At 48.0% G+C, this 21,508-nt stretch carries 21 protein-coding genes and 1 pseudogene; 11 read left to right on the forward strand and 11 right to left on the reverse strand.

What is annotated here, in order from left to right; all coding sequences use genetic code 11:
- The 6 genes from dapA to ADIS_RS01360 all read left to right on the forward strand — a co-directional run bounded on the left by dapA (position 1) and on the right by ADIS_RS01360 (position 4,827).
- On the forward strand, positions 1-900 hold the full coding sequence (gene dapA / locus ADIS_RS01335; protein WP_010852457.1) for a 4-hydroxy-tetrahydrodipicolinate synthase: 900 nt from the start codon (positions 1-3) through the stop codon (positions 898-900).
- Positions 901-1,039: 139 nt separating this feature from the next.
- Positions 1,040-1,234, forward strand: a complete 195-nt coding sequence (locus ADIS_RS01340; RefSeq protein WP_010852458.1) for a hypothetical protein — start codon at positions 1,040-1,042, stop codon at positions 1,232-1,234.
- A 136-nt stretch (positions 1,235-1,370) separates the two neighbouring features.
- Positions 1,371-2,618 carry an NRAMP family divalent metal transporter gene (locus tag ADIS_RS01345; RefSeq protein ID WP_010852459.1) on the forward strand — a complete coding sequence of 416 codons (1,248 nt, stop codon included), beginning with the start codon at positions 1,371-1,373 and terminating at the stop codon, positions 2,616-2,618.
- Between the two features lie 84 nt (positions 2,619-2,702).
- A complete protein-coding gene (locus ADIS_RS01350; protein ID WP_035804248.1) occupies positions 2,703-3,170 on the forward strand; it encodes a GbsR/MarR family transcriptional regulator in 468 nt (155 codons plus the stop codon).
- Positions 3,171-3,322: 152 nt separating this feature from the next.
- On the forward strand, positions 3,323-3,559 hold the full coding sequence (locus tag ADIS_RS01355) for a hypothetical protein (RefSeq protein ID WP_010852461.1): 237 nt from the start codon (positions 3,323-3,325) through the stop codon (positions 3,557-3,559).
- A 131-nt stretch (positions 3,560-3,690) separates the two neighbouring features.
- Positions 3,691-4,827 (forward strand): BamA/TamA family outer membrane protein, encoded by a 1,137-nt coding sequence (locus tag ADIS_RS01360; RefSeq protein WP_010852462.1) that lies wholly within the window; start codon positions 3,691-3,693, stop codon positions 4,825-4,827.
- A gap of 382 nt (positions 4,828-5,209) precedes the next feature.
- Here ADIS_RS01360 and ADIS_RS01365 read toward each other — a convergent pair whose 3' ends face one another.
- The 3 genes from ADIS_RS01365 to ADIS_RS01380 all read right to left on the reverse strand — a co-directional run bounded on the left by ADIS_RS01365 (position 5,210) and on the right by ADIS_RS01380 (position 7,514).
- On the reverse strand, positions 5,210-5,899 hold the full coding sequence (locus tag ADIS_RS01365; RefSeq protein ID WP_010852464.1) for an ATP-binding cassette domain-containing protein: 690 nt from the start codon (positions 5,897-5,899) through the stop codon (positions 5,210-5,212).
- A 19-nt stretch (positions 5,900-5,918) separates the two neighbouring features.
- Positions 5,919-6,515, reverse strand: coding sequence for a hypothetical protein (locus ADIS_RS23095; RefSeq protein WP_010852465.1), 597 nt, complete (start codon positions 6,513-6,515; stop codon positions 5,919-5,921).
- Between the two features lie 783 nt (positions 6,516-7,298).
- Complete coding sequence (locus tag ADIS_RS01380) at positions 7,299-7,514, reverse strand: hypothetical protein (protein WP_035804250.1); 216 nt, start codon at positions 7,512-7,514, stop codon at positions 7,299-7,301.
- 432 nt (positions 7,515-7,946) lie between these two features.
- Between ADIS_RS01380 and ADIS_RS01385 the strand changes: the two genes are divergently transcribed.
- Positions 7,947-8,507, forward strand: a complete 561-nt coding sequence (locus tag ADIS_RS01385; RefSeq protein ID WP_010852468.1) for a YdeI/OmpD-associated family protein — start codon at positions 7,947-7,949, stop codon at positions 8,505-8,507.
- Between the two features lie 224 nt (positions 8,508-8,731).
- Here the strand turns inward: ADIS_RS01385 and ADIS_RS01390 are convergent, their stop codons facing one another.
- From ADIS_RS01390 to ADIS_RS01405, 4 genes are all read right to left on the reverse strand, one after another.
- Positions 8,732-9,202: a hypothetical protein gene (locus ADIS_RS01390; protein ID WP_010852469.1), complete on the reverse strand. Its 471-nt coding sequence runs from the start codon at positions 9,200-9,202 to the stop codon at positions 8,732-8,734.
- Positions 9,203-9,215: 13 nt separating this feature from the next.
- On the reverse strand, positions 9,216-10,331 hold the full coding sequence (locus ADIS_RS01395; RefSeq protein ID WP_010852470.1) for a lipase family protein: 1,116 nt from the start codon (positions 10,329-10,331) through the stop codon (positions 9,216-9,218).
- A 6-nt stretch (positions 10,332-10,337) separates the two neighbouring features.
- On the reverse strand, positions 10,338-10,622 hold the full coding sequence (locus ADIS_RS01400) for a GNAT family N-acetyltransferase (RefSeq protein WP_010852471.1): 285 nt from the start codon (positions 10,620-10,622) through the stop codon (positions 10,338-10,340).
- Positions 10,623-10,817: 195 nt separating this feature from the next.
- Positions 10,818-11,255, reverse strand: coding sequence for a hypothetical protein (locus ADIS_RS01405; protein ID WP_010852472.1), 438 nt, complete (start codon positions 11,253-11,255; stop codon positions 10,818-10,820).
- 166 nt (positions 11,256-11,421) lie between these two features.
- Here ADIS_RS01405 and ADIS_RS01410 point away from each other — a divergent pair, with 166 nt between their 5' ends.
- The 4 genes from ADIS_RS01410 (at position 11,422) to ADIS_RS01425 (ending at position 16,802) form a co-directional block, all read left to right on the forward strand.
- Complete coding sequence (locus tag ADIS_RS01410; RefSeq protein WP_010852473.1) at positions 11,422-12,690, forward strand: dipeptidase; 1,269 nt, start codon at positions 11,422-11,424, stop codon at positions 12,688-12,690.
- Between the two features lie 351 nt (positions 12,691-13,041).
- Positions 13,042-14,025 (forward strand): glycosyltransferase family 2 protein, encoded by a 984-nt coding sequence (locus tag ADIS_RS01415; RefSeq protein ID WP_010852474.1) that lies wholly within the window; start codon positions 13,042-13,044, stop codon positions 14,023-14,025.
- 15 nt (positions 14,026-14,040) lie between these two features.
- Positions 14,041-15,861 (forward strand): ABC transporter ATP-binding protein, encoded by a 1,821-nt coding sequence (locus ADIS_RS01420; protein WP_010852475.1) that lies wholly within the window; start codon positions 14,041-14,043, stop codon positions 15,859-15,861.
- Positions 15,858-16,802 (forward strand): glycosyltransferase family 2 protein, encoded by a 945-nt coding sequence (locus tag ADIS_RS01425; protein ID WP_010852476.1) that lies wholly within the window; start codon positions 15,858-15,860, stop codon positions 16,800-16,802. Before ADIS_RS01420 ends, ADIS_RS01425 begins: the two co-directional genes overlap by 4 nt.
- Here the strand turns inward: ADIS_RS01425 and ADIS_RS01430 are convergent.
- The 4 genes and pseudogenes from ADIS_RS01430 to ADIS_RS23100 form a co-directional block, all read right to left on the reverse strand.
- A complete protein-coding gene (locus ADIS_RS01430; RefSeq protein WP_010852477.1) occupies positions 16,789-17,676 on the reverse strand; it encodes a glycosyltransferase in 888 nt (295 codons plus the stop codon). The two genes, ADIS_RS01425 and ADIS_RS01430, sit on opposite strands and share 14 nt — an antisense overlap.
- 387 nt (positions 17,677-18,063) lie before the next feature.
- Positions 18,064-19,785 (reverse strand): hypothetical protein, encoded by a 1,722-nt coding sequence (locus ADIS_RS01435; protein ID WP_035804253.1) that lies wholly within the window; start codon positions 19,783-19,785, stop codon positions 18,064-18,066.
- 154 nt (positions 19,786-19,939) lie between these two features.
- Positions 19,940-21,169, reverse strand: coding sequence for an aminotransferase class V-fold PLP-dependent enzyme (locus ADIS_RS01440; RefSeq protein WP_010852480.1), 1,230 nt, complete (start codon positions 21,167-21,169; stop codon positions 19,940-19,942).
- Positions 21,170-21,272: 103 nt separating this feature from the next.
- A pseudogene (locus tag ADIS_RS23100) lies at positions 21,273-21,508 on the reverse strand (arylsulfatase); the annotation flags it as partial.

Here is a 21,508-nt window from a genome sequence, read left to right on the forward strand (position 1 = left end):
ATGAAAAATTTAAAAGGCTCCGGAGTAGCATTAGTGACCCCTTTTAAGGCGGATCAATCCATCGATTTTGATTCGTTGGAGCGGTTACTATTCCATGTGACACAGGGAGGCATTGACTATTTGGTAATACTGGGCACTACAGGAGAATCCGCTACCCTGACCAGGGAAGAGAAGCAGGAGGTATTCGCATTCTGCAAAAAAACCAACAATGGCAGACTCCCTTTGGTATTCGGCATTGGGGGAAACTCCACCCAACAAGTCATCGACGAAATACACCGTACCGATCTGACGGACGTGGACGCGATCCTTTCCGTTAGCCCTTACTATAACAAACCTTCTCAGGCAGGAATCATACGACATTACCAGGCAATTGCCGATGCCAGCCCTCTCCCCATCATCCTGTACAATGTACCTGGCAGGACCATGTCCAATCTGAGTGCAGAAACCACGCTGGAACTTTCCAAGCATCCAAATATCATTGGTGTAAAAGAAGCCAGTGGTAACCTGGAGCAATGCATGAAAATAGCTGCCGGCAAGGATCCTGATTTCCTGCTTATTTCCGGCGACGACTTAATGACTACCGCACTACGAAGTGTGGGAGCAGAAGGATTGATATCGGTATTGGGCAATGCCTATCCAGAAATCATCGCAACCATTGCTGCTGGCAGCATGGAAGCTTCCAAAAACGCCACGTTCAGCTTATTGGACATCAACCCATTGATGTACGAAGAAAGCAATCCGGTAGGAGTAAAAGCACTTATGCACCGACTCGGCATTTGTAGTGATGTCGTACGCCTTCCGTTGGTCTCTGCCAGTGCCGGCCTCACCAAACGGATCACTGAAGCTGCAGGTCGTCTGAATATTGCTCAAATGGAAGGAGCCCCCGTTAAGTCCATTTGATCTAGCTACCTTTTCTTTGAATATTATTTCCCCCACTGAAATATTTTTTTAGTGTGTTGGTGTTATTTTTAGCAGGAGATACCCTTTCCATTTTGCGATGCACCTACCTAACGTATCGTAACCGTCTAAACGGTGCTATATGAAAAAGAGAAGGATTTTCATACTCTATTCCGTGCTTTTCGGATGTGCTTTCGGAATATTGGTTGCCCACTTAATCAATGCCGGATGGGATGCCAAACGGGATACACTCCTGCTATTTGCTTTTGGTTCACTTACCGTAGGATTAGCCTCTGCGGGAATAGCATTATTTTTCCAGGAAGCAGGTAAGGAGTAAATTGCTTTTCGCTTCCTTTGATTCGATCTGGCTTTTCCAGACACCTCAAAAAGTCTTGGTTATGCCCTGTAGGACAATCCCGGATTTTTAGATATTTTCGCTCTGCCGTATTTTCCACCAACCAAGTAGCGAACCATTGTTTACAAAAAATTTCTTCAAAACCCTGGGGCCAGGGATATTGTTTGCCAGCACAGCTATTGGCGTATCCCACTTGGTGCAGAGTACCCGGGCAGGGGCAGAATATGGATTTGCGTTGGTAGGCTTTATCTTGGCGGCCAATCTCTTCAAATGGCCGAGCTTCGAGTTTGGAACACGGTATGCGGCAGCCACAGGTCGCTCCTTGATAGACGGCTATCAAAAACTGCACCCAGCCTTTTCTGTCCTATACCTGTTGATTAACCTGCTTTCCATGTTTTTTGTGAACGCGGCGGTTACCTTTGTAGCTGCCGGTTTTTTGCAAAACCTCTTGGGAATATCCGTGGCACCTGCCTATTACTACCTGCCTACCCTGGTACTGTTCCTGTTTTCGTTTTCGTTTCTTGCCTTGGGACGCTACTCGTTGCTCGATAGCGGCATTAAGGTAATCGGGACATTTATGCTGTTTACAACGTTGGCCGCCTTTTTTATCGCATTGGCAAACGGCCCGGAGGCCCCCTTGGTGTACCAGCCTCTTCAACAGCTGATTACCATTGAGTCAGTACCTTTTATCATTGCCCTGATGGGATGGATGCCATCAGCTATCGACTCCTCTACGTGGAACAGCCTATGGACAATCGAGCGAGCGCGACAAACGGGCTACAAACCTAGTATACGGGAGGCGGTGACTGAGTTTAATCTGGGATTTTGGACATCCGCGGCCCTGTCGCTTTGCTTTGTGGTACTGGGAGCCTATCTGCTTTATGGCACGGGGAATAGCCTGCCAAACAACAATGTGGGATTCGCCACCGGTATCGTTACCCTTTATTCCGCCAATCTTGGCAGCTGGACTTTCCCGATCATTGCGGGCGCCGGCTTTACCATCATGTTGGGTACCTGTATCGGTGTTTTGGACGGATACGCCCGATCCACCGCCAGGGTCATCGCTGTGATCAGAAACCGCCCGGAAAGCAAACGTGCCTATTTGCTGTGGATCAGTACGATCACTTTGGGAGGGTTCAGTATCATCGCCTTTTTTCTCCCATCGTTCAATACGTTAATCGAGCTGGCCACTACCATATCATTTATGATTGCACCTTTTATAGCCTTCTTGAATTACCGGTTGGTGTTTAGTACCCATTTGAGTAGGGAACAGCAGCCCAGCCGGGCAATGAGAATCCTATCGGTCCTAGGCGTATTGTTTTTGACCCTGTTTTGTGCCGTCATGATCTGGTTTTGGAATGTATAAAAGTAGAAAAAAATGGTTCTCTATTTTATAAACAAAGTAAACCTTTCTTACCTTTGCACTGTTGAAACGTGAAAGCTATTAAGCATGCCAGAAATCCTATCTGAAAAGAAAAAAGAACTCATCGAACGAATCGGAGTATTCCATGAACAAAGAGGAATGCAACCGCTGATGGGACGGATATTTGGTTTGCTGATGGTATTGGATGAGGCAGAAGCCACCTTTGAGGAAATTGTGGACTACCTTAGCGTGAGCAAAAGTGCTGTCAGCAACGCGCTAAATTTTATGCAGGCTCAAAATAAGGTCAGATACAAGACAAAGCCGGGAAAACGAAAGCGATATTTCTACCTGAAGATCGATGACTGGGAAAATGACATGCAGCAGCAGATTGAGGAAATCACCAAAGGGGCCCACTTCTTAAATGAAGTGATTGCCGCTAGAAAGAATGAAAAGCCGGAATTTACGCGTCAATTGCAGGAACTCTGCGAATTCCTTGAATACGTAAAAACCAAGATACCCAATCTCTTTGAAGGGTTTAGAAAACAAAAGCGATAAAAAAATTTCGCAATTTAGTTCTTTTATTACAGAACATATTTAACAAACTACCCAAAACCCAATTAACCGAAAACAAAGCTCCCACGAGTCTTGCCTACATATAGCAAAGGACCGCAGGAAAGGTAATCCAATGGCATTAAAAACACATTAAGATGACACAGGTAACTACTTACCGCAGAATTATCGAGGTATTTCGGCTTTACGGGATCAATCTGGCCGGCAAGCGAAAATTTGACCACTTTTACCGAGATCTCAAGATGGATCAGGTATTCGTCAATGGACTGGTGTTTGACTTGGAACTTGCAACGCAACGGCAATTAAATGACGAGGAGGTGATCCGCTTGGAAGCACCTGCCCAAGTGATTCGGAAGCTCGTGGAAGCCGCATAAAAAAAACCCGGGGGGGTAAGGAGAAATAAGGTTAATTTGGTTGCTCCTATCTTTTTTCCTTGGCCCCCGGCCAACACATAAGGTCTCCCAACGATCCAACTTTACACGACCACTAAACCAGCTATCCCTCCATGCGATTATTTCTCTCGCTCAGTATTCTTATGCTGTGTGTCGTGGAACCTTCCCAAGCTCAGCAGTTGCGGGGGGTAAAAAACTACCTGAACTCTTTCATCAGGGATACTGCCGATATTTCCAAGCCACAGTTTTTGGTCTACCCTACCTTGGGCTACAGTCCGGAAACCAACACAGAAATAGGTCTTAGCGGGCTGCTTTTGTACTATCATGACAGGGATACCACCAACCGGCTCAGCGAAATTACCGCCAGAACTTTCTACACTCTGGAAAAACAATATGGTGCCTTCTTGGAACATGCGCTGTACAGCGACCGCAACCAATGGTTTCTCTTAGGCAATATCCGGTACCAAAGCTTCCCAGTTTCATTTTATGGGGTAGGGATATCAACCAGCCTCTCCGACGAGCAGACAGTCAGTGCCCAACAACTGTTGATCAGAGAGCGCATACTCCGAAAGGTTAAGGGCAACTTCTACGCAGGGATCAACCTCGACTATAACCTGACCACAGATGTGGGCTTCTCCAATCCTCAGCCTCAGCCCGAACCACCCCGCCTATATGGAAAGGATGGGTTTCAAAATTTAGGCCTTGGGCTAGGGCTAGTACTGGACACTCGCCACAATGTGTTGAATGTACGGGACGGCTACTTTGCAGAGCTTGCACTCATCAACTCCACCGCTGCGCTGCTCAGCGACTACGACTTCCAATATATCAACGTAGATACGCGGTATTTCGAAACGGTCAGAAAAAACCAAGTATTGGCCTTGCAGCTGGTAGGTCAATTTAGCTGGGGAGAGGTTGCCTTCAACCAACTGCCCCAAATCGGAGGTCCATTTCTGATGCGTGGCTACTATCAGGGGCGATTTAGAGACCGTCACCTACTGGCGACACAGATGGAGTACCGATTTCTTCCGCTACCAATTGGATTTACCGACCGCATAGGAACCGTGGCCTTCGCGTCGGCGGGCACGGTTTACAGTGATATTTCCGCCGTGGAGTTTCGGCACCTCAAGGGGGCAGCCGGCGCCGGCCTGCGGTTTTTACTGTTCCCGAAAAAAGACATCTACCTACGGGCAGATTACGCCATCACCCGGGAGGGAAATGGGTTTTATGTATATATTGGAGAGGCTTTTTAGGGGTAGCTTTATTCCAATCGATGAAAGCCGGGCATTGGAATTGCATCAACCTATGCTTTTCGACAGAATCCCATCCCCGTTAGGCCGTCGATCCAGCCAAAACCAAATTAATTGTAATTTAGTCTCTGGAGTATCCATTTCCGTCCCAGCATCCACTACCTTTATACGCCTCATCAAGGGAATACAAAGCAAACTGATGACAATCGCCCCATAGCCTGCATCCCGGCCAAAGTCGAAGGTCCGAGGCAAACCTAGCTTCTTATAACGAACCCAATATTTCGCCGAAGGCGTATGTAGGAGATAGTATACGTTACACATAAAACGTAAGAAAAACGGCAAGTACCCTGAAAAATAGAGGTTAGGCCGTGTCAATAAAAAACGTTCATATCCTCATCGATGCTTCTAGAAATGATTTTACACCGTTACTTTCGGATAAAGACGGAAACATCTTCCGAGCCTTAGCAGCCAGTTCTTCCTTGCCCAATGTGAGGGATATTTTTCCACTGTTTAAAACTGAAAAAACAGTCGCTGTTTCCCAGATAAAATCAAACTGATGCGAGGCAATTAATATGCCTACTCCCTCCGATTTTAATCGCTGAAGATCCCGAACCAATTGGCCGGCCGACACAAAGTCCAAACCATCCGTAGGTTCATCCAATATCAAAAAGCCGGGTCTCCCCATAATGGCCATAGCAAGGTAGAGCCTTTCCTTCATCCCTTTTGAAAGGTTTCGGACAATGCCACTACCCACAGGGATTCCAAAATCTTCCATCAACCGCCCAATCCTAGGCTTAAAATCAGCCATTTTCAATCCCTGCATCATTGCTACAAAGGCCAGGTTGTCGTACGCCGATAAATAGGGAAGGTAAATGGGCTGTTCGAAGACGTAGCCGATTTTGGCATCCTTTAGCCTACCGGATCGACCGTCGTTCCGGTAATAAACCAAGTTTCCGCTATCCGCGTTAATTAGGCCTGCAATAATATTTATCAACGTGGATTTTCCTCCTCCATTAATCCCCAAAAGCACATGGATTTCTCCTTGATGAATATCAAGGTTCAGTCCTTTCAGCACGGGTTTTTTGCCGTAGCTTTTAGAAATATCTCGTAGGCAAATTCTCTCCATAGGACACCAACCACAATGAGCAAAACCAAACGAACCCGACCGCCCCATTCGCTAAGATCAAAACATTCAGGTTAGGCGAAGCAATAATCCACAACGTGAAAAACGCTATGGATACGGTAACGAAATACAAAATCACAAGCACCGGCTTTAAAGTTAAGCCAACTCGCTGATTCAAGATCGTGTAATAAAAATTTAAATTACCCACCAGCATAGCCAGAAAAACAAGAAAGCTAAAGATTAGGGGTTGATGGATTTCCGTCCCGTTCCGAAACTCACTCCTTGTTGTAACTAAACTGAGTAGGTTGGCAGCATGCAACAATACCATCAAAATACAATTACTGGCTATCAAAAAGGAGGTTTGGTATCCATATATTTTAACTAGGTGGATTATATGCTCACTTGGCAAAAAAGACGACACAAACTCCCTTCCCAAGAGCAACATTAAAAAGTAAGCCCCATAATAATGCCAGTCGAAGAGGTGAAAAGGAAGCACCATCAGACTGCCCAGAAGTACTTTCGCCAATACCCCTTCATGCCATAGGATTTTCAACGCGAAATAAACCATCACAGCAGCTTTTTGGGGAAAGAATGTGGATCCACAAATGGATGGCATTTGTAACTTCTGCGCGCTAGAGCAAATCCAAAAAACAGAAAAACGATACAGCTCAATTTAAGGAGATTTACTATCTGATCGAAATTTCTCGAGAAGAATCGATCTAAGATCTTTGTAATCTCGTACGTCTCATTATGCAGCAATCCGGACATACCCCCCGAGATTGACCCAGAAACAATCAATATCCAGAGATAAACCACCGTAAAATGCAAATAACGGCTAGAAAGCACGCCGACTGCTAGCTTTACAAAAACAAACACCAAATACAGACAAACAAAAAACGCCAAAAACTGGGTTTCGAGTTCTATATGCAACACAAGAAAAGCCATCAAAACAAAGAAGGCAGGGCCAAATACCTCAATCAGCGCCAGTAAAAGATATTTTTGGAAAAATCGGACATTCAGATAAAATAGATGAACAGGGTCAATACCACAACGGTTGCTTATGCGATAAAACTCCAATATTAGAAACAAAAAAGAAAATGCAAATACCTTTTCCAACAGGTATTGTTGAGTGACACTAGCCCATGAAACCCACCATGCTACTGAAAAAAACAGCCACAGCCTACTAATCGAAACCCTTAAAACGGGGATATCCCATTTCACCTCATAGAACATTTTCCAGTAATAAACAACAAGATACATCCAGCGGGCTACCATACCTAACCTACCCTTTAAAGTAAAGTCTCAATCCCAAATTGATAAAGGGAGCTTTTAACAGCTCCCCTATTCGAACCTAACTGATATATGAGCACTCAACAAGACCGATAACTACACCAGCTACCCATCCGCCCAGTACTCCGGGAGCAAAGGCGAAGCCTACTGCAAATGCCCCCATAACTCCCCCTGCTACAGCCATTTTAAGACCAGTAGAAATTACACATCGAGGGTCTGGCTCTCGAAACCCTCCTCCTTGGATTTCCGCCATTCTTTCAATTGATAGTTCTTTCATCGTTACTTAAAGGTTTAAGTTATTTAAAATTTTATGAATATTTGCCAAAATTAGGTGTGCTCACTGAAAAAATATTTCAGTCAACGATTTTTATATAGATGTGAGACATTTGATAGGAGTAGTTAGATGGTTGTACTTGAAAACTACAGCTCTACATTGTACAATTTACGACCCCACATCCTATCCCAAACCACGAATCAGGAGCAAAACTAACCTCCCAAACGTAACCCAATATTTCGCCGAAGGCTTACCCACCTGCGGGCAGGTATCACGAAGTGTATATCGCAAAGCATATATCGGTTAACTATAAGCTTTTCTATCTCGCATTGCCAAAAAAACCTTCGAGGTTTAAAGAAACCTCTAAGGTTGAAACGACACCAATTTCCATTACGTTTCTATTATATTTAAACCCTATTTAGACCTTAAAAACAAATGAACAAACCAGCAATCTGGCAAGAAGAAATCAATCTGCTGAACGAAATCATCCGAAAGACCCCGTTGGAACACCGTATCAAATGGGGCATGGATGTGTATACCTTTGAAGGAAAAAACGTCGTTGGGGTATCGGGATTCAAATCCTACTTCGGGCTTTGGTTTTACAACGGGGTATTCCTATCAGACCCCAAAGGCGTACTGGTCAGTGCCCAAGAGGGCAAAACCAAAGCCATGCGGCAATGGCGGTTTCAGTCAGCCACGGAAATCGATGAAGCAGCTATCCTGAATTATCTCCAGGAAGCAATACAATTGGAAAAAGAGGGAAAACGATGGACGCCGGAGAAAGCAGGGGATTTGGAACTGCCCCAAATCCTCGCTTTCGCACTGGAAGAGGATGCAGTACTTCGGGATAATTTTGACGGCCTCAGCCCCTATAAACGCAAAGAATATTGCGAGTTTATTGGTTCTGCAAAACAGGAAAAAACCCAAATCGCCCGCTTAGAAAAATGCCGGCAGCTTATCCTCGCCGGATTAGGCCTAAACGATAAATACAAGTAATGGACGGCTATTGACCATGCAAATGTCATTTCATTTAACAAAGTCGAGAGCTTTTGGGGGACATGACCTTTGACTAAGCATCTGTTGGGAAAGCGATATAAGTAATCTCTATCAATACCCAAAGATACCGTGACGCATGCCTAGGCCTCACGGTCACAATTCACCAGACCAATTGCTCCCTCGTAGCGGGCAACGTACCAAGTAAGCCGAATCCCCCATCAAATCTAAAACGCAGTACCGGAACATGGGACAGAAGAAAACTCCAACCCATTTTCAAATTGCAATGCCGCGGGATCGGAAAAAACCACCCCATTTTCTACCACGTCGACCGGTCCATACCCTTCCACCCAGGATTGTCCATCGGTACGAAAGACGATTTCCCTTGTCGAGGTCATCCCCTCCGATTCAAACGTGTAAACTGCCACAATGCTATTATCAACCAATTTCCCTATATAGGTTCCCCGATTGGAGTCCTTCCCTTCCAGCAAATAGGTCAACCTCCCCTGTACTACCTCTCCGGTGAACTTCACCTCCAGAAAGGCGCGACTTTCACCGGACAGGAACGCAAAACATCCCTGAGGCTGGTAGGGCTCGGTATAAGTTACCATTTCTTCGGTCTGCATGCGGTTCGAACCACATCCCAGAGAAACCATCATTAAACATCCAACAAGCAAGTAAAGCGAGGCTTTTTCCATGATCAGTTTTTGGTTAGGGCGTAGGCAACTGCAATGCCAGCCGAATATAGGGAATATGGTAGTGGTGCATAAAGGGCTGCTTCGGGTCATCTGGATAGTCATTGACATAGGCATCGTCAGGAAGGAGTACGATGATCTCGCCAGTTCGTACGTAGTGATTGCTCATAAAATATACTGGTACCTCCAATTCCGGCAACTGTTTGGCCACCGCCTTTGACGCAAAATCGCCGAGGTACTTCCGATAATTCCTCCGGGCCGTTTTGGCCGGTTTATCCAATTGATTGTAAACACGCCGAAGCGCAATGTTTTTAGGGAACCGCTGCTTGCTAATGACCTGTTTTGCATTTGCAAATGGATTGAGGGTGTTGAAATCATCGGTGGTCTGAATTGACATCGGTACTTCCGGAACCCAGTCCTTTGCATTGACCACATTGTAAGCCCAACCTTTGAAGCGAGGATCCTCGTAAGAATACGCAAAATAGAGGTTGCCTGGCTTTGGAGCCGCACTGCAATACGTCTTAAACCGAATATCTCCCGGAAGTTTTCCGGCAGCCTGCAGACTCCGCAGATGGGCTGTCAGCAGGTAGGCTATTCCTCCCCCCTGACTATGACCAACAATCAAAAAATCGTTGATACCATTTTTATGTGCCTCCGAAATCTTAGGCTCGATGTCCCGGTACAAATAGGCCATCCCAATCAGCCAACCCACGTGGATGGCAGCCTTGGGATTTGATGAAAGGTCATAGGCAAACGTAAATTCCCTTTCCAAATGAAGTTCTCCCTGTGCCGGAACCATGGCAGCGTAGAGGTTTTCAAGCCAACTGACTGCGTTTATTGTGGTGCCACGTATGCTGATAAGCGCAATGGGATCATCTTTGTGCTCCCACATCTCCCAAACATTGTCCAACCCGACGGTACCGGATCGATATGATTTCGAGAATACTTCTGGAGGGGGGATTTTGGAGGTGTAGGCAGAATCCTCCACAATATAGGCGGACACCTTTAATGCCTCCAGGTATTCCGATTGATCAAATCCCAGACGCAACTGTTGCGCCGAAAGGCCCCAAGGAACTAGGAAAAAGTACCCAAAAAGGCCTATTAACGTCAAATTTTCTAGATATCGCCTCATCCGGTACTATCGCTTTAACACATCTCCCAGCTCGGGGTTTCGATCAAAGACAGACTTGGCAAAAGGGCATAGGGGCATAATCTGCAGGCCGTTATCCCTGGCCCACGCCACCGCCGACAGCACCAGCTTCTTCCCCGCTCCCGTACCCCGCAAGGCATCGCCAACTTCGGTATGATCGATGATGACCAACTTCTCCCCAGCACGGCTGTAGGTCATTTCCCCCACTACCTGCTGATCTTGCTCTATGAAAAAGCTCCCTTTATTGTTATTTTCCTTATGTTGGATTCCCATTTAGTTACGTGTTTAAAGTTGGTTAAGAAGTCTTCTGAAAAACAGCCTGCTGATTCAATTCGGATCAAGGTGTTACTACCTAATCGCACAGCTATGGATTTAAGTCAACTTCTTTCATGTGTCTATAATTGTTTTTCAAAGGCCACAACTTGTCCCGGTTTATCGGGATGGAATCTCGCATGGCTGATAGTCATTCTAGTGTGCGTCGCTTGCGTCATGCTCGATTTCATCTTGTTCTTTCGCTCGCTGCTGCTGAATCAACTCCTGGCCGAAAGTCAATTTCTTGGCAGTGGGCGAACCGGGAGCTATGGCACGCCAAAAAGGTGTTATTTCCTCAAGCGGCTTCCCCGAAAGCATTTCCTCGAACGCAGCTTCCGCCACTATGCGTAGAAAAATCCCCGTGGTCACCGGACAGGTATGATCGGCTCCATGCGTCAAAGCCAGATCCCTACGGATGGTCGGCGTATCCACGAAGGTTCCCGGAGGAATCTCCCGGATATAATCGGCAACCAACTGAGGCGTAGCGATCAGCATCAGGCTATTTTCCGGTATATCCGCAAATGGCTTTTCCGTACGCTTCACCTCCGGCTGCCTATCCACCCGAAATTTCTCTATCCAAGTCTTTCTTGCCATGGTATATTTTTTGTCACCCTAAAGCTAAGATACATAAATCTCTCCAACTTTCAGCACAAGCCCACTTACAGAAACCCGATCGGTAATCGGCCTTTTTTTTAAAAACACTACAAAAAAAGATTTCAACCCGTAAATTAGCAGCGTAAATCAATTCACTAACCTTATTATGAACACGCTTAAACCACTAACACCTATCTGCAAAAAGCTGATTTTGCCCGCACTGGCATTGGCAGCCGGCACCTTACTTCTTTCGTGTAAAAAAGAGCCCGACTTGATGGAAATCGCCGACCGCATCCACAGCAACGTACTTAAAATCGACACCCACGCAGACACTCCCCTGCAGATGGCCCGCCCCGGGTTTGACCTTCGGGACGAGCATGACCCTTGGAAAACCGGCTCTCAGGTCGATATTCCACGAATGGAAAAGGGAGAATTAAATGGCCTCTTTATGGTGGCTTATTTAGGTCAGGGGCCTAGGGACAGTGCTTCCCACGTGGCCGCAGACGAAAAAATGACAGAGTATTTTAAGTTGATCCACCAAGCTGTCGCGGACAACGGAGATAAACTGGCATTTGCCCAAGAACCCAAAGACCTGAAAGCCATTGCGGATGATGGCAAGATTGCCATTTTTATCGGCATGGAAAACGGCTATCCGCTGGGAACAGATATCTCCAAAGTCCGTAAGTTTTACGACCTAGGAGCTCGCTATATTACCCTCAGCCATGGTGGCAACAACGAAATATGCGACTCCTCCACCGACCCGAACGGCCCCGAGCACGGTGGCCTAAGCGAATTTGGCAAGGAAGTGGTCAAGGAAATGAACCGCCTCGGGATGATGATCGACGTATCCCATATCTCGGACGATGCATTTTACGATGTGCTGGAAATCAGTACAGCACCCATCGTGGCCACCCATTCCTCAGCGAGGGCACTGTGTGACCATCCGCGAAACCTGACCGATGATATGATCATCAAGCTTGCCAAAAACGGGGGCGTGGTGCAGGTAAATGCCCTGAGTGCCTATGTAAAAACGCCCGTGCCAAATCCGGACAGAGAAGCCGACATGGCCGCCCTACGGGAATCATTCGGCCCCATGCAGGAGCTCACTGACGAGCGACGGGATGAATACCGGGCAGAGATGATGAAGATCCGTGAAAAATACAAAGCCGATCTCGCCACCGTAGCCGACTACGTAGACCATATAGACCATATCGTGAATTTGGTGGGCATTGACCACGTGGGCATTGGCATGGACTTGGACGGTGGCGGCGGGCTTGCCGACTGCTACGATATCAGCGAGATCAAAAACATCACCATCGAGTTGGTAAAGCGTGGCTATACCGAGGAGGCTATCGCAAAAATATGGAGCGGCAATTTTATGCGCGTATTTGAAGAAATCATGCAGTCGGGCAGCACCTCGGTGCGACCGCTTTGATGCTGCGCTCAACTCTTTTATAAAAAAAGCCTTCCCTGTGCGATACGGGAAGGCTTTTTTTTTGGGGTGGTAGGAAATACGAGCATTTAGCATCGGGGATTTTCTAACCACTGCGAAATACCTATCGGAAATAAAAAAAACCTTTTAATCCTCTGGCACCCATTTTGACAATCTAAAATCGGAAAAGGCCCTTCCAACCCAAAACATCCGCGTTTTACCTCCTACGCTGGTCTATATCGACTAGGACAAGACAAAGCGATCCCATTCCAAAAAATTTTGCCTGCCTTGTAGCGTTTCCGTGCCAAGGTACGTCTCGGGAAAAACCAACGTTATTTACTAACCCATTTTGTGATGAAGAAGTCTGTTTCTGTCATTATCCCCAATTTTAACGGGAAAGCCCTGCTCGAAGAATACCTGCCGTATACCCTAAGCGCCATGGAAAACGCCGACACCCCCTACGAAATCATCGTAGTGGACGACGCCTCCACCGATGACTCCGTGGACTTTCTCCGCGCCCGCTACCCGTGGATAATCGTGGTACAAAACGAAAAAAACAGCGGGTTTTCCTATTCCTGCAACCAAGGACTGCATGCCGCCCGACATGAGCTGGTGTTATTTCTCAACTCAGATGTAAAGCTTACACCCGATTATTTCACGCATCAGTGGAAGTACTTCGAGCAGGGAGATACCTTTGGCGTGATGGGGAAAATCCTGGAAATGGATTCCCAAAAAATCGAGGTTGCCGCTCGTTCGCTGAAAAACGTCGGCTTGAAATTTAAAACCAATAAACTTTTCTACCAGCGGGGCGATAATGGCCAAACCCCCACTGCCTTTCTTTCCGGTGCGAATGCACTGATCGACGCGGAAAAGATGCGGACATTGGGTGGGTTTGACGAAATCTTCTCCCCCTACTACAGCGAAGACCTGGACCTGGGGCTACGGGCCTGGCGACTGGGATGGAAGTGCTACTACGAGCACCAATCCACCTGCTACCATCGAGGATCCTTTACCACCAAGACCCAATGCCTTAAAAAGCAGGTGAAACAGATCTACTTCCGAAACCGCTTCATGGTACACGCCATCCACCTCGAAACCCACATGCTGCCGTTTTGGTTTGTGCAGGTGGTGTTTTTGGAACTCCTGCCCAAATTGCTGATGGGACAGTTTTGGTACCTGAAAAGCTACATGTCATTCATCGGCCAATTGGACGCCATACACTCCTCCAAGGAAAAATTTAGCCATTTGATGAAGGCCCGCAACCGCCAAATGTCTATTTTTGACATTCAAAAACAAGTAAAAAAGAACCTGCCGAAGAAAAAACTGGTATGGTTGTAACCGCAGGCTTTTATCATGCACACCTATTTTAGGCTACTTTCCTTCGCCAAACCGATTGAGAAATACGCCATCCCCTATTTGATCATGACCCTCTTGGCGGTGGTGTTCAATACGCTAAACCTTGCCCTGCTGGCACCGCTGCTCAATACCCTATTCAAAGAGGGGGGGAATGTAGCGGTCGAAAAACCGACGTCCCTGACGGATATCATGGGTCAGTTCGACTATTACACCTATTCTATCCACCACGAGTTCGGATCCTTTCGAGCCCTTCAGGTGGTCTGCCTGGTGATCGTGCTTTCGGTATTCCTGAGTAATTTCTTCCGGTACTTTTCACAGCGGGTGATGGAAAATCTCCGTATACACACCCTGCTCAACCTCCGAAAACGGGTGTTTGACAATGTCATGGACCTACAGGTGGAGTACTTCAACAATCAGCGAAAGGGAAATATCATCTCCAAGATTTCCTCCGATGTGCAGGTGGTACAGTTCAGCGTGACCAGCACCTTGCAGGTACTGTTCAAGGAACCTCTTCAGCTGCTTGCCTACCTCTTTATCCTTTTTGCCATCTCTATGAAGCTGACCCTCTTCGCCATGCTGGTGATACCGGTGTCGGGATTTATCATCTCCCGGATCGTCAAACGGCTGAAGGAACAAGCGACAGATGCACAGCAGCGTTACGGCATGATGATCAGCCTGCTGGACGAAGCTCTTTCCGGCATCAAGATCATCAAAGCGTTCAATGCTACCAGTCGGATCAAGGAGAAATTTCACAGCGAAAACGTAGCCTATTCCAACTTGGGACGAAAAATGGCCTACCGACAGCAACTGGCCTCGCCTGTTTCCGAAACACTGGGTGTGACCATGGTGGCCATCATCGTGCTCTACGGTGGTTCCCTGGTAATGACCAATCAATCTGAGCTTTCCGCAGCGGAATTTATCACCTATATCGCTATTTTTTCCCAGATCATGCGGCCGGCGAAAGCCATCACCGAATCCTTCAGCACCATCCACTCGGGTATTGCCGCCGGGGAGCGCGTACTGCAACTGATCGACGAAAAACCGACCATCAACGACGATACCGAGGCGGTTATCCTGGAAAGGTTTACCAAAAACATCCAATTACAGGGCGTTGGGTTTCATTATGGCGACAAAGCTATCTTAAAGGACATCAACCTGACGGTACCCAAAGGGAAAACCGTGGCCTTGGTGGGGCCATCTGGAGGGGGAAAATCCACCCTTATGGACCTGATTCCCCGTTTCTTGGAAGTCACAGAAGGCGTCATCACGATTGATGACATACCCATCAGGAAAATAAATACCCACTCCCTCCGCTCCCACATTGGCATCGTCAACCAGGAATCCATCCTGTTCAACGACAGCATCCGCAATAACATCGCCTTTGGTAAACCGGATGCGAGTATAGAGGATATCATCCACGCAGCCAAAATCGCCAATGCACACGAGTTTGTGACCAAAACACCCAACGGATACGACACCAACATGGGCGATCGGGGTGTCAAATTATCGGGAGGACAGAAACAACGGATTTGTATTGCGAGGGCAGTACTTCAGAATCCCTCCATTCTCCTGCTGGACGAAGCCACCTCCGCACTGGATACTGCCTCCGAAAAGCTAGTGCAGGAAGCCCTGAACAACCTCATGCAAAACCGAACCTCGCTGGTGATTGCGCACCGGCTTTCTACCATCCAAAATGCTGACTGGATCGTGGTTTTGGATGAGGGAAAGATCGTTGAGGAAGGCACTCATGCAGAGCTGTTGTTCAAAGAGGGCCTCTACGCCCGGTTGATCGATATGCAGCAATTTGCCCAGTCATGAGCGAGCAAGCCCCGCTGGTTTCCATAGCGATCTGCACCTACAACGGGGAAAAGTACCTCGCAGAACAGTTGGATTCCCTGCTTCGACAAACGTATTCGCCGTTGGAAATTGTGCTAGTTGATGACCGATCCACCGATGGCACCTGGGCGTTGGCCAAACACTATGCGGCTCGATTCCCACAGCTTCGGGTGCTTCAAAACACAGAAAACCTAGGGTATCAAAAAAACTTTGAGAAGGCATTGGCCCTTTGCCGAGGCACCTACGTTTGCGCTTCCGACCAAGACGATATCTGGGCTCCCACCAAGGTGGAAAAGCTGGTCTCCAACATAGGGGACAACCTGCTGATCTATCACGACTCCGAGTTTGTCGATGCGGACGGACAAAGCCTGGGAAGGTACATGTCGGACGAGTTTACCATGATCGCAGGTTCCAATCCGTATGCCTTTTTGTTTTTCAACTGCGTGTCGGGACATGCCCTGATGGTGCGGAAATCACTGCTGGAAACGGTTTCCCCATTTCCCTCGCTCGGAATGTATGACCACTACCTAGCCTTTATGGCCAGCACACAAGGGCATATTGCCTATCTTCCGGAAACTTTGGTCAAGCACCGACGCCACTCAGCGAATGCCACGGACGTCTTGGGATCCCGAAAACCAGCAAGCCGGTACAAAATAACGCAAACCCGGATGATGCGGGAAAACGAGTGGCTACGCCTTTGTGCCCAGATATCCACCCACGAAGCCTCGCAGCTGGCCACCCAACTTTGGAAAGCAGCGAAAAACCGCACACACAACCTGGTAAACCCTGCGTTTGGATACTTGGTATGGAAGCATCAGCACCGGCTGGTGCAGATACCCAAAAAGAAATCCTACCACGGATTTGGGTTCGTATTTCGGCAAATTTGGGGATTGAAAGCCAAGTCCCTCTTTAAGTTCTCCTGAACAAACCCAAGTAGCCCTTTGCATAGCTATAATACATCTTCAGGTAGGTCAGCTTATTCAATTGCATGAGCTCCCCCCTGTGCAATACCTTCCAGGCAAGACCATAGGCACCGTTTTCCTTCAGAATCCGAATGATGTGGCGGTAGGTTCGTTTTTCGCAATTGATGCGCTCTCGCTTGGTAATGGGCATTACGCTTTTCGGCAGCTTATGGGCCCACTTTTTGTGAACCTTCCAGGAATTGGCTACCCAGTCAGCATCCAGACTGCCCTCCGAAAAATGCTCCAAACGGATATCCAATATCACCGCAACCTGGTATTTCTCCCCAATTGCCAGCGAAATATCGATGTCGTACCCGTGGAACCCCCGCAGCACCTGTTCGTCAAAGGGTATCTCAAGGATTACGGATTTGCGGGCGGCCAAAAACACCCCATCCACAACCACTACCTGTGCCAGTGATTCCCCTTCTGAATTGAAGTATTGATGGATGGGATCGCGCTGATCCCGTTTGAAATGCTGCACCAAATTGATTTTTACAAACCGCTCCCGCAAGCCCTCGGCACCCCATCCAGACATGATTTTTGGCTTGTGCGCTGCTCCGGCAATTCCCACCAGGCCAATTTCCGGCCTGCGCAATGCCTCCATCAGCTTGCCCCCCCAGTTTGGGGTGGCAAACTTCACGTCCTCGTGCACAAAGCAAAGGTAGTCATACTTGGATTTGGCCGCCGCCCGGTTATAGACTTCACATATCCCTTTGGGCTCAAAGCGGTTATCCACGGCCACAATCTCATAGGGGATTCCGACGGTCTTAGCGATATTCTCGCTTACCTGGCACAGCAAGTCCGGCTTTGCCGAACAAATAATAATACTCAACATGAAAAAAGGCAGTTAGTACAGTTGGCTTTTTAGTCAGGACGCAACAGCGTTACTTCCTGTCTCAAAGAAGGCAAAAAATATTCCAAAAACTTCGCTTATATGCGACCTCTTCCCACCATCCAAGCACAGAACCAAAAAGTGGCCGCAGAAACAAGGTAAGCGTAATAACCACTTAGAAAAAACAGGATCAGGGATATCAACCCCACCACAGCCATAATACCAACGTAAACGGAAAAAGCCATTACTTAACGTAAATTACTCCGAAAATTACACCCAAAATCAAGGAAGGAAACCACTGAACAAATTCTTCCCCTCCAGTTTTAACTCCAAATATCGATGGTTTCACTGAAAAAAAATTTCAGTGAAACCATTTTCTTAAGGGACTAACTACCTAATCAGAAGCCTTTCCCGAAAGGGTGTCGTACCGGTCAGGTAGACCGTGGGCGAACCCGTACGGGGCAGTCCGCCGCGAATGTCCACCCACTGATGGGTATGGTGTCCGGGGCCGAAGACGATGGTATCGGCACCGGCCTTGTACTCACCCATTCCGCTTTTCAGGAAATAAACATCCGGCAGTGAATCGTGCGCCTCCACGCCGCTGAACGTACCGCCCGGGCGGAAAATAAATTCCAGCGCAAAAGGTACATGGTCTGTCCCTCCGATACTTACGTCCAGTGCAAATCCTCCTTCTACCTCACTGACTACCACTTCGGCTTCGTATTGCTGAACCTCCGATTGGGGGCGCAGTGCCCGGGGCATCTTTTCCCAGTCTCCGTCGTCAGGTAAATGCTCCACGGGAAGCGGCTGATAATAAGGCCCCTTCAATTTGCTCGACAGAATGAATTTCCCGTCTATGTAATCAATCGATTCACTTATAAATTGGCCTTTGCCAAAAAACGCGCTGGCAAATCGAATGCCTTGAAGGACCGCCTCTTTCTTGTGAAAATTGAAAAAGGAAGCAGATCCCCCCAATATAGAAGCATCGTAATTCCCCCTCCGCACACGCCCCAGTCGGGAATGGGGAAACAGTTTTGAATAAGACACCGGCAAGGGTGCTGGCCCGGGAAGTTCCTGCCAAAGGGAAGGATCTTCCAGAAAATAATGGAGAAACCCGGTTACCTTTGAAAACGCCGTTTGCTCGATCAACCTACAGGCCGCGGCAAATTGTGGGTTCTGATCTTTGATCGCCAGGTATCGGTACGGATAGTAGTAGTTTTCCAAAAACCCGATGATGGAATTGTCCTGTCTTCCGGATGCCTCGGTAACGATCTCCCCATTTGGGTGGATATAGTAGAAGGTCATTTCCAGGTTTTTCCTAACATACTCCAACAATTCGGGCCTATCGAATCCCCTCGCTGTACTGATCAGCACTCGGTTGCTGAGCGATGAATAGATATAGCTGCTCCGCTCGTTGTATTGACCATCCGAGTCCAGATCGATGCGCTCGGCCAGCCACTCTTCCGCGCGGGTGCGGTACCCTTGGTCGGGGGATATCATATACAGCTCTGCCAAAGCCGAGCATACCACCCAGCGGTGGTTTGGTGTGTGTATACCCCCAACCTTTAGTGCCTCACCGGCACGCTCCAAAAACGTCCAAAGTGGCTTGGTAATCTGTTCCTTGTTCGGGATTTGGCTTTCTTTCAACAAACGATAACCAGGTGCCATCCACTTGACGATAAATCCGGTATCGGGCGTAGAGTGAAAGTTTGTGGTCACCAAATCGATGGTACCATCCGCATGCTGCAACTCCAGCAGCACCCCTACGGCCGCACCGACAACTTCAATCAGGTGTTGGTCCCCAAAATAGGCCGACGGCTCGCTTATTAATGCGTTTAGCGCGGTCTTTATAAGCGAAGTAACCGAGTGGGCATTCACCATGCCCACTCCGTCCACCACCGAGCCAAACTTGGGTGATGTTGGATCGGACTCCGTTCGCTCCAAAATGGATTTCAGGCTTTGATCGTTTTGCCTGACCAGTTGCACTATCCATTCGGGCATATTGGGATAATCTAGCTGCCCCTCGGGCGATCCATTGCCGAACCATGCAGGCATAAAAGGGGCCATTACAGCCACCTTGGTGTTATTTATCAAAAACGCTCTTCGATTCATTGGTTTAGTTTTGGCTTCAATAGACAGACCCCTAGGTAAGGAATTACCGAGGTTTTCCAAAAAAAGTAATCCATCAACAAGCAGAAATGCCCATAGCATGGCAGCCCATAGCAGGAAATGTAACCTCCGCCTCTACCTTCTCCCTCCTAAAAGGTTAGGATACGGCAGCAAGCAGTTCTTCTCCTAGTCGCTTGGCCACTACCTTTTCTTCACCCTGATTGAGGGTAAAAACCGCTACCCGTATATAATCTTCCCCTTCCCAGGATATTGTTTCGATGGAAGGTGATCCTTTTCGCAATTTTTCACCCAATTGGGCACCGGTCAGTGCGACCTTGCTCTTATCCCACGAGACCTTTAACGTTGGGTTTTCATTGGCAATTTCAGGAACAAAAGTTTCAGACCTGAAACCTGGTACCCCCGAGATCTCACCTGCTATAAAAGCCACTTTTCGCTCCCATTCCTTCCAATACGCCTCATGGTCCCGGTTGATAAACGTCTCCAAAGCCACCAACATGCCGATGATTTCTTCCTTGTTTACCTTGTTGCCCCGACCGATGTTTCCGCCCCTCGGTGGCGCATTGAGTCTTGCTGCGGCTATCAGGTCCTTTTTTCCCATCAAGATCCCGGCACTTTGGGGGCCGCATAGGGCCTTTCCACCCGAAATGGCTACGAGATCAAAGCCCATATCATTGTATTTCCATAGGTTCTCCACGGGCGGCACATCCGCGGCAATGTCATTCATGGTGGGGATTCCATGCTTCCGGGCAATGGCTATCCACTCCTCGTGCTTGATTTGCCCTACCGGGGTTTCCCGGTTGAGGTACCACATCATGGCGGTGTTTTCGTTGATCGCCGCATCCAACTCCTCTCGGGTTTCAATCAGGATGAGTTTGGCGCCGGTATTCGTCAGGGCATGGTGGTATCCGTTGGCGTGGGATTTTTGAAGAATAATTTCAGACTTCATCCCAGTGCCCGCTAAAAACGGCAATTGTGCTATCTTTTTGGTATCTGTACCCGTAAGCACACCGGCGGTTCCCAATACCAATGCCGACCAACAGCCCGCAGTGACCATCGCTGCTTCGGCGTGGCAAAGTTCGGCAATTCTGGCACCAACTGCATCCTGTAGGTCGTCCAACATAACATAATGTCTTGAAGCTTCTTGGATGGCTCCCATCACTTCCGGAGGCATCAGCGAGGCCGTCATGGAGGTGTAATTTCCCGCGGCGTTGATAAAGGTGCGGAGTCCCATTTCTTGTATGACATTCCTGGCCGGCAGGGCCTCTGCTGACATGGCAGATTTACCGAACGCCCAATGGGTACCAAACAATCCGCCCATCAATGGCAGGGCAGAAAGCCGTTTTAAGAGATTTCTTCTAGTGATCATAAATTCTTACAGATGCTAGCTATACGTTGGGTTAAATCTACGAAAAAAAACGGCGGCATGTACACCAAAGATATCCGCTGGCAACCGCTCGTAACGGATAGTGTCAATCCTCTATCCATTCCAACTGCTGCCAGACCGGCAGACCGTCGTTGGTAACTTCAGGTCCTGGCGTACTTCTGCCCTTTTTGATGAGTTCGGTCAACTCTCGCTTTAATTCGTTTGCCCGATTGGGCTCACTCGCTATTAGATTCTCCTGCTCGCCGGGATCCTCACCCAGGTGATACAACTGCATGGGAGGCAACCCGGTCAGCTCATTGGAACGCGGAGCGCTCCAGCCAC

The organism is Lunatimonas lonarensis (genome assembly GCF_000390185.1).
Taxonomy (GTDB): domain Bacteria; phylum Bacteroidota; class Bacteroidia; order Cytophagales; family Cyclobacteriaceae; genus Lunatimonas; species Lunatimonas lonarensis.